The sequence below is a fragment of the Chryseobacterium herbae genome, from assembly GCF_025154075.1.
Classification (GTDB): Bacteria; Bacteroidota; Bacteroidia; order Flavobacteriales; family Weeksellaceae; genus Chryseobacterium; species Chryseobacterium herbae.
Genome location: NZ_JAOAMU010000001.1, coordinates 366,287 through 380,374 on the forward strand (window position 1 = coordinate 366,287; position 14,088 = coordinate 380,374).

Sequence of the window (14,088 nt, forward strand, 5' to 3'; positions counted from 1 at the left end):
ATAACCGGAAATCCGCGGAGCGTTCTGCGGATTTTTTATGCGTGAAAAGTTTAAAAAATTTCGTATTTTCGTTTAAATATAGGCATTAGCACAAATGAGTTACGATTTAGAACAGGAAAATAAAGAGATCCTTGCCCGGTATAAGGATCTGATTTCTAATACATACAGAACGCTGGACGAGGAAAATAACAAGCTCATCCGGAAGGCATTCGATATTGCATTGGATGCTCACAAGGATCAAAGAAGAAAATCCGGCGAACCTTACATCTACCACCCCATTGCTGTTGCTAAAATTGTAGCAACCGAGATTGGTCTGGGAGCTACTTCCATTGCCTGTGCCCTGCTGCATGACGTGGTAGAGGATTCAGACTATACCTATGAGGATCTGAAAAAGATTTTTGGAGAAAAGATCGCCAATATTGTGAACGGGCTCACGAAGATCTCTATCATGAATCATCAGAACATTTCTGTACAGTCTGAAAATTACAGAAAACTTTTACTGACACTTTCCGAAGATTTCAGAGTAATTCTCATCAAAATTGCCGACCGCCTTCACAATATGCGAACGCTGGAAAGCATGGCTCCGGACAAGCAGAAAAAAATTGCTTCGGAGACGGTGTATATTTACGCTCCCATGGCGCACCGTCTGGGTCTGTATAATATCAAATCAGAGCTTGAAGATCTTTCATTAAAATATAACAGCCCGGAAGTTTACAACGAAATCACGGAGAAATTGGAATCTGCCAAAGAAAACCGTGAAAGATATATTGAAGAATTTAAAACCGAAGTTTCGGAAAGATTAAAAGAAGAAGGTTTAAACTTTAATATCAAAGGCCGCGCTAAAGCCATTTCTTCTATTTACAGGAAAATGCTGAAGCAAGGAGTTTCTTTCGAGGAAGTTTTTGACAATTATGCGATCAGGATTATTTATAAATCGGATGCAAAAAATGAAAAATTTCTTGCCTGGAAGATCTACTCTATTGTAACGGATGTTTATCACAGTAACCCTTCAAGGATGAGAGACTGGATCACACAACCCCGCTCTACTGGGTATGAGAGTCTCCATTTAACGGTTCTCGGTCCGGACAGAAAGTGGATCGAAGTGCAGATCCGTTCGGAAAGAATGAATGAGATTGCAGAAAAAGGAGTTGCTGCCCATTACAAATACAAAGAAGGCTACAAACAGAGCTCTGATGACCGTAATTTCGAAAGATGGGTAACGGAGATCCGTGAAGTTCTTGAACAGCAACAAAACCTTTCTACGTCTGAGCTTTTAGATAATATTAAACTCAATTTATATTCCAAGGAAGTATTTGTATTTACACCAAAAGGGGAAATTAAAATCCTTCCAACCAATGCTACGGCGCTGGATTTTGCTTTTTCCGTTCACTCTGACCTTGGGATGAAATGTCTCGGGGCAAAAATCAACGGAAAGCTGGTTCCTATTTCTTATGTTCTTCAAAATGGTGATCAGATCGACATTCTTTCCTCACAAAACCAGAAACCGAAGTCTGACTGGCTGGAATTTGTGGTTACATCCAAAGCGAAGTCCAAGATCAAAAGTTATCTGAATTCTCAGAAAAACCAGCTGGTAGAAGAAGGAAAAGAAATCCTCCAGAGAAAACTGCGTCATGCGAAGATCAATTTTAATGATGAAGAAGTCAACAAACTTCAGAAATTCTTTAATTTAAAAACATCACAGGAACTTTTCCTAAAATTTCAAAGCAACGAACTGGATGTCAGCAGCCTGAGAAAATATATTGAAAGTAAAAACGTATTCAATAATTTACTTTCCAGATTCAGAAAATCACCACCGAAAAACGTGCATTATGAGGAGCCGAAAGAGCAAAACCTCGACATGATCATTTTCGGGAAAGATGAAGAAAAGCTTAATTATTCCTACGCAAAATGCTGTACGGTAATTCCTGGTGATAAAATTTTCGGATTCATTACCATTTCAGACGGTATTAAAGTTCACAGCGACAACTGCCCGAATGCCATTAACCTGAGAGCTCAGTACGACTACCGTGTGATCCCTGCCAAATGGGTGAATGCAGAAAGCTTCAAGAATAGAGTGAAGATCGAAATCGAAGGTCTGGACAGAATGGGGATGATCAACGATATTACTACTGTGATCAGCGGCAGTATGGGAATGGATATGAAAAGTATGTCCATAGAATCCAACAACGGCATATTTACCGGGAATATCAATCTCGAAGTTAAAAATAAAGGTCAGCTGGAAGAAACATTTAAAAAACTTAAAAATATTGACGGAGTTTCAAGAGTGAGACGAGTACAATCATAAGCATGAATTTATCTCTATATTTTAAAAAATTTTTCAGCAGTAATCAGGCATCAGGAATTATCCTAATTTTTTGTGTACTGGTTTCATTATTAATCGCTAATTCGTCTGCAGGTGAAGGTTTCCAAAATTTTTTAGACAAAGAAGTGGGCACCCACCTTTTCCACCTTACCTATCCGGTCAGCATCTGGATCAATGATGGTCTTATGGCTGTTTTCTTTCTGCTTGTCGGACTGGAGATCAAACGGGAAATGGTGGAAGGAGAACTTTCTTCTTTTAAAAATGCTTCCCTTCCCATCTTTGCAGCTGTGGGCGGAATGTTGGTTCCTGCGGTGATCTATACCTTTTTCAATGCCGGGACGGATTATAGCAGCGGCTGGGGAATTCCTATGGCGACTGATATCGCTTTCTCACTGGCGATCATTTCAATGCTTGGAAAAAAGATCCCAAATTCGATCAAAATATTCCTTGCTGCACTGGCCATTGTAGATGATCTGGGTGCGATTCTGGTGATTGCTGTTTTCTATACGGAACAGATCCACTGGACGTATCTGTTGTTGTCTTTTGGAACGGCGGCTTTGTTATTTTTATTAAACTTTTTAAAGGTTACACGCCTTGTCTTTTATATTATTCCAGGATTGTTTTTATGGTATTTCCTGCATCATTCAGGGATTCATGCGACAATAGCAGGGGTTTTACTAGCTTTCTCCATTCCTACGAATGTTTCGAATGTAGATATTTCTCCTCTTGAAAAACTGGAGCATAAGCTTCATTTTCCGGTAAGCTTTCTGATCATGCCGATATTTGCCTTAACGAATACCAATATTACGTTTACCAGTGAAATGGTGGCGGGAGTTACGAGTACGTTAGGAATGGGAATTATCTGCGGGTTGATTTTAGGAAAACTCATCGGGATCAATCTGTTCTCGTTTATTGCCATTAAACTAAAACTCAGCTCTCTGCCTCAAAACAGTACATGGCCACAGATGGCTGGTGTCGGGCTGCTGGCTGGAATAGGATTTACGATGTCCATTTTTATTGCACTTCTTTCCTTTAAAGATGACATTCCGATTCAGGATGAGGCTAAATTTGCCATTCTGATCGCTTCATTTTTAGCGGCAGTTTTAGGATTCGTGATCTTAAGTATGAGTTCGAAGGAAGATGAAAATGCGGTGGAGAATTAATCTTTTTCCCTCTCTTCCAGCTTTCTTCGGTGTTCTTCGTCGCTTTCCAGATTCGGTTCTGTAATGGCTGCATGGTAACGAACTGCTTCTCTTTTAATTTCATCGGAAAGCAGTTTTTCTATCCTAAGTTTTCTCAGAGCCATATTCAATTCATTCCCGAAAAGGAGAAGATATACGTTGACATTCACCCAAACCATCAGAAGAATCATACTTCCAATGGATCCGTAAAGAACGTTATAACGGGCAATATCTTTTACATAAATCGCAAAGATAAAAGTCGTTAAAACAAACAGAACCGTCGTTAAAATAGCTCCGGGAATCGCCTGTCTGAATCTCGCAATTTTCACGGTACCCAACCAGTAGAAAAGGGTCAGAAGAATAAAATAAAAGACCGGAAAAGAGACAAATCCAATGATCTTGGAAAGGTTATTCACCAGCCACGAAATATCATAAGCTGGCGTGAATAGTTTCATAACAACCTCTACATAATATACCCCGAAAAGCGCTAGAAAAACAATGGTAATAAAGCCAATTGTAATAAAAAAGGAAAGAATAAATTCCTTTACATCAGTGAGTTTTTCGTCTGAGTTTTCATTAAATCCGTTGATGAGTGAAAAAGTCCCGTTAGTCGCAAAAACCAATGCCAGTACGATGGTCAGATTGCTGATCCCTTTCATATTCGGGATGATATTGGTTTCTATATATCCTCTTACATCGCCTTCCATATTGGATGGAAAAACGTTGTGCATCAGCACTTCAAAAATATAAAACTGAAGCTTATCATAGTGCGGCATATAGGGCAAAACGGAAAGTAAAAAGAGTAAAAAAGGAAAGAGACTGATGGTAAAACTCCAGGAAATGGCCGCCGCTTTTCTCCCGATATTCCCTTTGAAAATTCCGGAAATATAGATCTGAAACATCTGCCAAAGCGATATTCCGAGAACAGGAATATGTATGCCGTCAAAAAACTCTTGAATTTTCAAGATAAATCTGGGAATTTTAATACTCATCTATTTGGTGTATTTCACTTCATAAAGCAACACATTGATCTCCTTTAACAGAGAAACATCTGCTGTTTCACATAAGTCTTTGTACAAATATAAACATTTTCCTTATCCTTCCTATACCGCTGAAATTGATTGATGCGCATCAAACGTACAGAATATCTGTACTCCTCTCATTCCCTGAAAGGATATTATATTTGAAAAATAATGTAAGTCGCAAATTTTTTTCATCTGTTCAATAAAAGCTTTCTCGGAAATTTTATGCATTAAACTGTCGCAAATGATGATCCATATGCTTGTAAACAAAAATCCCGATCTCTTCTCTTTTCATCTTTCCAAAAAAGTCATGGATAAAATCAGGATTTGAATAATTTTCATACGCTAGGATTTGTTGCATCCATAGCTGTTTTTCGTATCCCGTATCACCATTCGTTTCTTTTATGGCAAAGCTGCCTGCAGGCACATTTTTCTTGATCGGGGTTTCATCTTTTACAAGACCTTTCAATGCCATTTTCCCAAACAGCCAGCCTAAAAATTCCTGCTTGTAGGTGTAGTGACTTTTTCCCATGATCCAGTCATTCCAGATTGTACAATGTCTCATCATCTGGAAAAGATTCATTTTCCCCCATTGGGCAGTATTCTTCTGTGAAAGCGTATCAATTCTTGTGATCAGCTCTTCTCTCGTGTTTTGGTCAAATATTGTTTTCATAACCGATTCTTTTTGTAAAGGTATTATGGTTTTTAAAAGATCCTGGTCCGTAAAAACGACATCCGACAGTGTGTTTTGTGCCAAAATTTATCTAACTTTATCCTCATATACGTACAGCGATGAAACATATTTCGATCATTATCTATGACGGTGTCCTGTCTACAGCCGTATCCAATACCGCTTCTCTACTGATGAGCGCCAATGAATCTGCCGTGAGAAAAGGGATTGATATTCCTTTTGAGATAGAGCTGATCGGTGTACAAAATAAAACCGTACAATCTAATCTTCCTCTGCAGTTCCATTGTACAAAAATGATCTCAGAAAAGTTTAATACTGATGTGATTATTATTCCTCCCATGAGCACGGACCTTACAGATATTGATTTCCTGCTGGCCAAAAACGAGGTTCTCATCAACTGGGTCAAAAGAAAATATCACGAAAAAGCACAACTGATCAGTCTGTGTACGGGAGCCTATTTCCTTGCAGAATCCGGTTTACTGGATCATATGCCGGCCACTTCACATTGGGGCGCCATGGAGGATCTGCAAAAAAGATATCCACTTATTGATTTCAAACCTGATCATGTGGTGACCCATTCAAAAGCAATCATCACAGGCGGAGGCGGCTTTTCATCTTTAAATGCGATGCTGTATTTTATTGAACAGAATTCCAGCAAAGAAATATCTGTTGAGCTGAGTAAACTCTATGCACTGGATTATGGACGGACCTCACAAAGTATTTTCACTGTTTTCTCGGGACAGCGGCTTCATGATGATGATCAAATTCATAAGGCACAGAGTTACATCGAGAAAACATTTAAAACGGACATCACCGTTGAGCAGATCGCCGGACAGGTCAATATGAGCAGACGTAATTTTATCCGTCGATTTAAAAATGCAACCCGATTAAACCCAATTGAATACATACAAAGGGTAAAAGTGGAAGCGGCCAAAAAAGCATTTGAAACCGGAGGGGCCAATATTGCAGATGTTACCTACAGCATGGGATATAATGATTTAAAGACATTCAGAACGGTTTTTAAAAAGATCACCGGGCTCACGCCGGTTGATTACAGAAATAAATTTAAGGGGCAGGAGATTAGCTATTAAGAGATTGAAGGCATTGAAAGATTTAAAAATTTAAAAATTACGGAATGGACCTTTCCTTAATATTTTTTACGGTTCACAGCTTCAGTCCTTTTCTTTAAAAATGGTATCTTTGCCTTTTGAAATCCTTTTATACATGCGAATCAGCTTACTTTGTATCGGTAAAACAGATGACAAGGAGATCACTTCTCTGATCAGCTATTATCTGACCCGACTTCCCAAACACTGGAACTTCGAGATCACAGAAATTCCTGATGTAAAAAATGCAAAAAACCTTTCTCCTGATCTTTTGAAAAAGGAAGAATCTAAGCTGTTCTTAAATTATATTGACAAGAACGACCTTGTCGTCATCCTTGACGAAAAAGGAAAACAGTTCACCAGCCGTGAATTTGCCCAGAAAATTGATACCTGGATGAATTCTTCGGTTAAGAAAGTTCATATCCTGATCGGAGGTGCTTACGGATTTTCAGAGGAGATTTATAGTAGAGCCAACGAAAAAATGTCATTATCTAAAATGACATTTACGCATCAGATGATTCGTTTATTTATCGTAGAACAGCTTTACAGGGCTGATCAGATTTTACAGGGAAAGCCTTATCATAATGATTAAAAATTTCCGGTTCTCAGAATGAATATTCTAAACTTTTAAACCGATCTGCCTTTTTGCTTCACCAATTACAAAAGCAACAGAATTAGCAATATTAAAGCTTCGGATCAGTTTTGACATTGGAATGGTGAGATGATTCCCGAAATGATCAAGAACTTCTTTACTTAAACCCACACTTTCCTTACCGAACACCAGCCAGTCGCCATCCTGAAATTCATTTTCCAGATAGGATTTTTCAGCATGTGAGCTCATTAGGAAAACACGGGAAGAATCCGGAATACAATTCATCCACTCCTCCACATTGGCATATTCTGAAACATCGAGATGCACCCAATAATCCAAACCTGACCGTTTCAGGTTTTTATCATTGATGACAAATCCAAAGGGATGTACTAAGTGTAATTTACTTTCTGTGCCTACACATAATCGTCCTATGTTACCTGTATTGTTGGGTATTTCGGGTTCTACAAGAACAATATTCAACATCTATATATCTTTCTTTATTAGGTTCAAAAATAGCCGAAACTATCTGTTTATTTTTACCGGTTTATTTGGGTTTTACAACACATTTAGCATAATAATCCGCTAAAATAGCCTTTTCATATCCTAGAGTGACTGCCCGGTCCAGATTTTCACAGGCTTCCTTAGGTTTTGCCGTATCAAATAAAATCAAAGCTTTGGTTACGTAAGAATGCGCAAATTTCGGATCAATGGAAATGGCTTTATTGACATCTGTGAGGGCTTCTTTAGGCTTTTTCATTTTGAAATACACGTCTGCTCTTCCGTTATAGAGAAGTGATTCCGGTTTTTCCGAGATAAGCTGGTTGTAATCTTTTAAAGCGCCATCCAAATCACCATTATTTTTTTTCAGATTGGCCAGTCCTGTTTTGGCATAAATATTATCCGGTGCAAAGGTTAGGATTTGCTTCAGATCATTTAGCGCAAGATCTTTTTTTCCCTGGCTGTCATAAATTTTGGAACGGGTAAGGTAAAATTCAGGATTTTCAGCATCGATGCTAAGACCGGTGGAAATGTATTCCAATGCTTTGGTTTTGTTTCCTTTCTGGCTATGTAATGAGGCGAGATTGGCATAAACCGGAGCCGACAAAGGATTAGCCTTTAAAGCTGAGTCATACGACCTCAGGGCCAATGCAGTTTTTCCCAGTCTTCTTTGGGCTGTCCCCAGACTATTGTAATATTCAGATTGATATTTCTGAATCTGCTCTTTCTCTGCCAGTTTGGTGTATTGCTCTTCGGCGCATTTATAGTCCGCTTTTTTGAAGCATTCTTCGGCTGTTTTTTTGTCCTGTGCGTAAAGGCTGAATGAGGTGCATAAGAATGCGGTCAGTAATAAAGTTTTTTTCATGAAGTTATAGTTTGTTTGTTGATGACTTTTTTGGCGAGTACTCCAAATATCACTCCCAATAAAGATCCAACAAACGCCCCCACCAAAATATCTATCGGGAAATGAACTCCTAAATATATTCGGCTATAAGAAACTACTACAGCCCATACAAATATAGCATATGGAAACCAATTGAGCTTCTTTTTCAATAAAATACTTAAATAAGCTGCCAGAAAGAAGGTATTGGACGCATGGGCAGAATAAAACCCGTACTGTCCGCCACACTTCACAATCCTCATATAATGTTCCAGACTTGGATCATGACAGGGCCGCAGCCTGGCCACTCCATATTTGAAAATACCGGCCAGCTGGTCTGAAACCGTAGCTCCAAGTGCAATGAATATAAGAATGAAAACTAAAGATTTTAGTTTATAGTTTTTGTATAAAAAGTAAAGAAATATAATATAAAGCGGTACCCAGATCCATGTGCTGGAAATCAGCATCCACAGCTGGTCGAAGGAAGTATCGCCCAAATTATTAAGGTATAGAAAAACCTTTTTGTCCTCCTGAATGATTTCCTCCATGAATTATCTGCTTACTGGCCCTTCGTAGGTTTCGTCGTCGGCAGGCTTTATTTTGGGAGGTTCATTAGTCGTCGAAGGTTCCGTTACGATATCTTTTTCAATGTCCTTCATGGGATTGAAGTCTTTTGCTGCATCTTTTACCTTCTCAATTTCACGCTTGATTTCAGAAACCGGATTATCAGTTTCTTTCATGATCTCAGTTTTAATGTCTTCCACTGCACCGCGCATTTTTCTAACGCCTGCCCCTAAGTCACGCGCTATCTGAGGAAGTTTATCCGGACCGAATAATACAACAATCGCCACCGCAATCAATGCCATTTCTCCAATGCTTAATTCCATGGGGTAAAATTACGAAAGTTTATACTATTTATTTACAGTAAACTAAAATTTTAAACAAATTTTAAGATTTTGACTCGAGTTCCGGCTTTCGGGGTACATGTTCCGGGGTTTTCGAGTTGGGGCGTTCATGAGTTTGAGGGTTGGAGAGTTTTAGTGTAAATTGGGTTTATAGGTGATGGTGGCTTCGAGTGCCTCAGCCACCATTTGGAATATCACTTATTCATTGGAATATTCAATCACGAGTGCAATATCTGGTGGCTGAGGTACCCGAAGCCACCATTCCTATATCTGAAATCTCATGTCTATTATAAAAATTCACCATTCACTTGCAAAGCAAAATTCACCATTGACATCTGTATCAAAGTCTCATGTCTCGTGTCTGACATCTGACATCTGACATCTGACATCTGACATCTGACATCTAGCATCTTGCTCCTCCCTTAACCTCTCCACAACTTTCCGTTAACAAATATTTAATTCAAATAAATGGGAGTTATAATTTATTTCATTATATTTATTACACACAAAATAATAAATATTTACTATGAAAAAACTTGTTACTACTTTCAAGCTTTTTGCCGTGATATCGGTACTTACGCTTACTGCCTGTCAGGATGACAACAGCGAAATGATGCAGGAATCTGCTGCAACCAAAGTATCATCTGCTGATCTCAAAAAGGAAATTACACCCGGATTAAAGGCTGTTCCGGAAAATGTTCAGACACAGATCAATGATTCCAAGAAAAACCTTGAACAGTATCTGAACAACGATCTGCAGATCACAGGAATTACTGTTTTAGGAAAGCTATCCACTCAAAAAGGTATTGAAATCTCTCAGGAATTAATTTCTGACAGAGATCAGTTTACAGCAGAAGGAAATATTCTTGCTCCGGAAACTGTAAAAGTGGGAAAAATCGGGACATTATTCTCCGGAGATCAATTGGCTGAGGCTCAAAAAGGGCTTAAAGAAGCGGCTTCAGAGCAAATCAAAACAGGGACTGAAGTTCTTGAAATTTCATGGAATCATAAAGGAGAGCAATTCACTTCTCTTTGTTTTTACAATGAATCAGGAATTATCTGGGACAATGTATTTGCCGGACTTGTGATGATGGACGCCAGAGGAACTACTGAAGTTTCTCCTACTGATGCTCAGGCGAAAGTGGCTTCAAAATGGTTCAAAGAATGGTGGACTGCCAAATGGCTTTGGGGTTCTAAAAGAGGAGAAATCGGGTATCAGATCACGATCTACTATTCCGGTTCTACGGTTTCTAATGTAGACGTTAGCGACTGGGGAAATATCAGCCTGGGTAAAGCAAAAAGCGAAAGTAAAGTTACGAAGAGAACCGGTGCCTACGGACAATGCAGATACGCACTTGGATTATGTACCCCTACAGGTTCTTTAAGCTTTAATTCAAGTAATTTCTCTGTATCGTTTTCCGGATTGGGAAGCAATGTAGTAAGCAACGGAACGAAATCACTTTATCCGTAAAAAACTCTTGAACACATTATTATATTTTTCAATAGAAGATGGGGAAGCTGTAGTGGCTTCCCTGTTTTATTGATGTATAAAAAAATTAAATGATTGGGTAAAATAATGGTTTAATTAAATAACCTTACTGCTGCAAACACTCCATAATTCTGTTTACTTTCTTTAAAAGGTCCGTAACTGTCAAAGTTGGCTCCCGCTCCAAAAGTGATGGTTTTATAACTCACCCCTACCCTTAGCATCAGATAACTCCGGGCATGTTCGCCGTCTTTTATCGTCTCGGAATACAACCCTTGGATTCGGGAATATCCTTTCCAGTTTTCACTGATTTTAGGTTTATACTCCATCATGACAAAACCTTCGGCAATACTGCTTTTCGAAAACCCTATAAACCTTGGATTGACAATCAATAAGAAATCATTAAAATTTTTAGAATACATGAAGCCGGCAGTCGGTCGAAGGCCTGTATTAGGAGTATAGTGAGAACCTCCTAGCAAACGAATATTTTTGAGAACCTCAAAGGTCAGATTAGCCTGAATCATCGCATCTTTGGAATTATCCTCATTCCATTTCGAAGAAATATTAGCCACACTGAAGAACCCCAGTTTTTTACTTCCTTCAAATGCTTTATTTACTGTCATCTGTGAAGCAAATCCTTTATTTCCAGCTAAAGCTTCAAATGATACCGGCGGATTGGTAGCTGGGATATTAGTCTGGGAATGAAACAGCAACGGAAATATTCCTGCTGCGAAAAGAATTATTTTTTTCATGTTTTAACCGTGATCAATTATATCCGCAAAATTCCGGATTACAGGAGAAAATGGTTAGAACAGATAAATCGATTATCAGGACAAATCAATCCCTTTCCGGTAATCCGAAGGGCTCGTCCCGCTATGTTTTTTGAAAAATCGTGAAAAGTAGGAAACATCTTCAACGCCTAGAGCAAAGGCAATTTCTGAGACAGAAAGATGGGGCAGCGATAACAGGGCTTTTGCTTCCATCAATAAAGATTCGTTGATAATTTCTGAAGCGGTTTTACCCGTTGTATTTTTCACCGTTTTATTGAGATGATTAGGAGAAACACTGAGCAGATCAGCATATTCCTTCACCGAATGTAAATTCTGAATCTGACTGGTGATCAATTTCCGGAAACGAAAAACCAATGTTTCATTCACTGAAAGATCATGGTGTGGAAGCTTTTCTATGAAATGCCGGATCTCTCCCAACAAAGTAAAAAGATACAAACGGATAAGATCCAGATTCCGGTTTTGTTGGTACAAAGACTCCATCTGCTGAAGGATCACAAAAATCCGCTCACGATGTTCCTGATCAAGAAACAAGGTTGGATCATAGATAATATCGGCATGATTTAATATATCCTGCAGGTATTTCAAACCAGGCCCGTCCGCAATGAAGTCATTGGAAAAGTGGCAGTAAAATCCTTCCACGTCAGGGGTATTATGGATAAATGTCCGGATCTTATGCGGAGGAAGGAGCATGATCATTCCTTCCTGTACATCAAATAGGCTTGAACATACCATTTTTTCGACGCTCCCCTTTCTGATGAATATAAAATCATTGACCGTTTTCCGATGCGGCTGGGAAGGAGTTCTGGCTTCTTGAAGTACCTGAAGAGGTTCTATAAAAAATTCATTCAGTTCTTTTTTTGCTGTACTTTTTTCTTCCCAATTTATATCCAGGATGGGTTTGAAATCATCAGGTTTATATTGAGGAATACGGCTCATAAGATCTGTTTGATTTAAAATATTTTTAGTATTTCAATTACTCTAATCAGAGTTTTTTGATCAGCTTTTTATCATTTTTCTGTTTCTGAAAAGCATAATAGGTCATCACCACACTTATTGCCATTAAAATAAACGCTAAGAAGAACGGTGCTCCCGAAAATTTAAAAGGTGCTTCATCATGGGTAAAAAAGTAAAACAGATTGGTCATCAATGGCGGTCCTACGATGGAAGTAGCACTCATTAAACTGGTCAATGCGCCTTGTAGTTCACCCTGTTCGTTGGATGGAACACTTTTCGTGATCACCGATTGAAGCGCAGGTCCACAAATTCCGCCTAAACAGTAAGGAACCAGGAAGGCAAACATCATCCAGCCTTCTGTAGCAAAAGCAAACAGAAGCATTCCAAATGCATACAGCGCCAATCCATAATAAATACTTTTTTCCTCGCCCAATCTTGGAGTTGTCCAGCGTATCAGAACACCCTGAACCAAACCTACTAAAAGCCCTACGACACCCAGTGAAATTCCAACCACCCTTTCCGTCCAGTTAAATTTATACATGGTAAAAAAGCTCCAATTGCTCTGTACGGCATGGCCTGCAATATAGATTAAGATAAGGGCAAAGATCAATGCTGAAATTTCCGGGTGCTTCCCTAAAAATTTAAATGAACCAATGGGATTCGCCCGTTTCCAGTCGAATTCTCTTCTTTTATCTTTATCTAAACTTTCAGGAAGAACAAAGTAACCGTAAAGGAAATTTAAAAGACACAAACCAGCCGCAGCATAGAAAGGCACTCTCGCTCCATAATGTCCCAAAACTCCACCTAATACGGGGCCGATAATAAATCCAAGACCAAATGCAGCTCCGATAAGTCCAAAGTTTTTAGCCCTATCTTCATCTGTAGAAATATCAGCAATATAAGCACTGGCCGTTGTTATACTGGCCCCTGTGATCCCGGCAATAACCCTTCCGAGAAAAAGCCACCAAATCGTTGGTGCAAGTGCCAGGAAAATATAATCTACCGCAAAACCGAAAAGTGAGATCAAGATAATAGGTCTCCTTCCGTATTTGTCACTCAGGTTTCCTACTACCGGAGAAAAGATAAACTGAGTAAATGCATAGGCAAAACCAAGCCAGCCACCATATTTCGCAGCTTCACTGATATCGGCATGAATGAGTTCCTCAATTAATTTGGGAACTACAGGAATAATGATTCCCCATCCTGTGATGTCGATGAGCAGAGTGATAAATATAAAGCCGATGGCTGCTTTTTTCCTTGAATTTTCCATAGTGCTGCAAAATTAATCAAATCTGAAATATAATGGTTCTAAATTGTGAGGGTTTCGGGTTACGGGATGCGAGTTTTTTCGGGATGCGAGTTTTTCGAGTTTCGGGGTACGGGGTTTGAGATGCAGATGCGAGATTTTAAGTACTTAGGTGAAATTTTGTATCAATTTAATCATCAAATAAAAAAAACAAGCCTCTCACTGCTCATATTTAAAAATTCTTATTCTCAAAAATCTACTCCCAAAAGGCGAGTAAATATAACTTTAAACCTTGAATTTTAAATATTAATTTTTTTAAATATAAATCCCAACCCTCGAAACTCGAAAAACTCTCAAACCTCGCATCCCGTAACCTGTAACCTGATCACAAAAAAAGACCGCTTCTTTCGAAA

The 14,088-nt window shown here is 38.9% G+C and carries 14 protein-coding genes; 5 read left to right on the top strand and 9 right to left on the bottom strand.

The annotated features are described in order from the left end of the window. Positions 1-94: 94 nt before the first annotated feature. Positions 95-2,305, top strand: a complete 2,211-nt coding sequence (locus N0B48_RS01575; RefSeq protein ID WP_259836081.1) for a RelA/SpoT family protein — start codon at positions 95-97, stop codon at positions 2,303-2,305. Between the two features lie 2 nt (positions 2,306-2,307). Beyond that, positions 2,308-3,486, top strand: coding sequence for a Na+/H+ antiporter NhaA (gene nhaA, locus N0B48_RS01580; protein ID WP_259836083.1), 1,179 nt, complete (start codon positions 2,308-2,310; stop codon positions 3,484-3,486). On the opposite strand, the gene N0B48_RS01585 is transcribed toward nhaA, so the two are convergent. Both N0B48_RS01585 and N0B48_RS01590 read right to left on the bottom strand, forming a co-directional pair. Further along, positions 3,483-4,496 carry a YihY/virulence factor BrkB family protein gene (locus N0B48_RS01585; RefSeq protein ID WP_259836085.1) on the bottom strand — a complete coding sequence of 338 codons (1,014 nt, stop codon included), beginning with the start codon at positions 4,494-4,496 and terminating at the stop codon, positions 3,483-3,485. The two genes, nhaA and N0B48_RS01585, sit on opposite strands and share 4 nt — an antisense overlap. 253 nt (positions 4,497-4,749) lie before the next feature. Then, entirely contained in the window at positions 4,750-5,199 is a 450-nt protein-coding gene (locus N0B48_RS01590) for a DUF1569 domain-containing protein (RefSeq protein ID WP_259836087.1), read from the bottom strand. A gap of 119 nt (positions 5,200-5,318) precedes the next feature. Here N0B48_RS01590 and N0B48_RS01595 point away from each other — a divergent pair, with 119 nt between their 5' ends. Continuing rightward, positions 5,319-6,308, top strand: coding sequence for a GlxA family transcriptional regulator (locus N0B48_RS01595; protein ID WP_259836089.1), 990 nt, complete (start codon positions 5,319-5,321; stop codon positions 6,306-6,308). 133 nt (positions 6,309-6,441) lie between these two features. After that, positions 6,442-6,915: a 23S rRNA (pseudouridine(1915)-N(3))-methyltransferase RlmH gene (locus tag N0B48_RS01600; protein WP_259836091.1), complete on the top strand. Its 474-nt coding sequence runs from the start codon at positions 6,442-6,444 to the stop codon at positions 6,913-6,915. Positions 6,916-6,942: 27 nt separating this feature from the next. On the opposite strand, the gene N0B48_RS01605 is transcribed toward N0B48_RS01600, so the two are convergent. The 4 genes from N0B48_RS01605 to N0B48_RS01620 all read right to left on the bottom strand — a co-directional run bounded on the left by N0B48_RS01605 (position 6,943) and on the right by N0B48_RS01620 (position 9,180). After that, entirely contained in the window at positions 6,943-7,398 is a 456-nt protein-coding gene (locus tag N0B48_RS01605) for a tRNA (cytidine(34)-2'-O)-methyltransferase (RefSeq protein ID WP_259836093.1), read from the bottom strand. A 61-nt stretch (positions 7,399-7,459) separates the two neighbouring features. Beyond that, on the bottom strand, positions 7,460-8,278 hold the full coding sequence (locus N0B48_RS01610) for a tetratricopeptide repeat protein (protein WP_259836095.1): 819 nt from the start codon (positions 8,276-8,278) through the stop codon (positions 7,460-7,462). Further along, complete coding sequence (locus N0B48_RS01615) at positions 8,275-8,841, bottom strand: phosphatase PAP2 family protein (RefSeq protein ID WP_259836097.1); 567 nt, start codon at positions 8,839-8,841, stop codon at positions 8,275-8,277. Before N0B48_RS01615 ends, N0B48_RS01610 begins: the two co-directional genes overlap by 4 nt. Positions 8,842-8,844: 3 nt before the next feature. Then, the gene (locus tag N0B48_RS01620; RefSeq protein ID WP_072923038.1) at positions 8,845-9,180 is read right to left on the bottom strand and encodes a Sec-independent protein translocase subunit TatA/TatB; all 336 of its coding nucleotides are present in this window, start codon (positions 9,178-9,180) and stop codon (positions 8,845-8,847) included. A 544-nt stretch (positions 9,181-9,724) separates the two neighbouring features. On the opposite strand from N0B48_RS01620, the gene N0B48_RS01625 reads away from it, so the two are divergent. After that, a complete protein-coding gene (locus tag N0B48_RS01625) occupies positions 9,725-10,669 on the top strand; it encodes a hypothetical protein (protein WP_259836103.1) in 945 nt (314 codons plus the stop codon). Between the two features lie 110 nt (positions 10,670-10,779). Here N0B48_RS01625 and N0B48_RS01630 read toward each other — a convergent pair whose 3' ends face one another. From N0B48_RS01630 to N0B48_RS01640, 3 genes are all read right to left on the bottom strand, one after another. Further along, the gene (locus tag N0B48_RS01630) at positions 10,780-11,436 is read right to left on the bottom strand and encodes a hypothetical protein (protein WP_259836106.1); all 657 of its coding nucleotides are present in this window, start codon (positions 11,434-11,436) and stop codon (positions 10,780-10,782) included. Between the two features lie 75 nt (positions 11,437-11,511). Next, on the bottom strand, positions 11,512-12,411 hold the full coding sequence (locus N0B48_RS01635) for a helix-turn-helix domain-containing protein (protein ID WP_259836109.1): 900 nt from the start codon (positions 12,409-12,411) through the stop codon (positions 11,512-11,514). Between the two features lie 46 nt (positions 12,412-12,457). Beyond that, the gene (locus N0B48_RS01640) at positions 12,458-13,699 is read right to left on the bottom strand and encodes a TCR/Tet family MFS transporter (RefSeq protein ID WP_259836112.1); all 1,242 of its coding nucleotides are present in this window, start codon (positions 13,697-13,699) and stop codon (positions 12,458-12,460) included. Positions 13,700-14,088: the final 389 nt, after the last annotated feature.

Bases quoted from the DNA above. Each gene is read 5' to 3' on its own strand.
- N0B48_RS01600 (WP_259836091.1), top strand. From the start codon at position 6,442: ATGCGAATCAGCTTACTTTGTATCGGTAAAACAGATGACAAGGAGATC.
- N0B48_RS01630 (WP_259836106.1), bottom strand. From the start codon at position 11,436: ATGAAAAAAATAATTCTTTTCGCAGCAGGAATATTTCCGTTGCTGTTT.
- N0B48_RS01575 (WP_259836081.1), top strand. From the start codon at position 95: ATGAGTTACGATTTAGAACAGGAAAATAAAGAGATCCTTGCCCGGTAT.
- N0B48_RS01635 (WP_259836109.1), bottom strand. From the start codon at position 12,411: ATGAGCCGTATTCCTCAATATAAACCTGATGATTTCAAACCCATCCTG.
- N0B48_RS01640 (WP_259836112.1), bottom strand. From the start codon at position 13,699: ATGGAAAATTCAAGGAAAAAAGCAGCCATCGGCTTTATATTTATCACT.
- N0B48_RS01585 (WP_259836085.1), bottom strand. From the start codon at position 4,496: ATGAGTATTAAAATTCCCAGATTTATCTTGAAAATTCAAGAGTTTTTT.
- nhaA (WP_259836083.1), top strand. From the start codon at position 2,308: ATGAATTTATCTCTATATTTTAAAAAATTTTTCAGCAGTAATCAGGCA.
- N0B48_RS01620 (WP_072923038.1), bottom strand. From the start codon at position 9,180: ATGGAATTAAGCATTGGAGAAATGGCATTGATTGCGGTGGCGATTGTT.
- N0B48_RS01625 (WP_259836103.1), top strand. From the start codon at position 9,725: ATGAAAAAACTTGTTACTACTTTCAAGCTTTTTGCCGTGATATCGGTA.
- N0B48_RS01605 (WP_259836093.1), bottom strand. From the start codon at position 7,398: ATGTTGAATATTGTTCTTGTAGAACCCGAAATACCCAACAATACAGGT.
- N0B48_RS01595 (WP_259836089.1), top strand. From the start codon at position 5,319: ATGAAACATATTTCGATCATTATCTATGACGGTGTCCTGTCTACAGCC.
- N0B48_RS01615 (WP_259836097.1), bottom strand. From the start codon at position 8,841: ATGGAGGAAATCATTCAGGAGGACAAAAAGGTTTTTCTATACCTTAAT.
- N0B48_RS01610 (WP_259836095.1), bottom strand. From the start codon at position 8,278: ATGAAAAAAACTTTATTACTGACCGCATTCTTATGCACCTCATTCAGC.
- N0B48_RS01590 (WP_259836087.1), bottom strand. From the start codon at position 5,199: ATGAAAACAATATTTGACCAAAACACGAGAGAAGAGCTGATCACAAGA.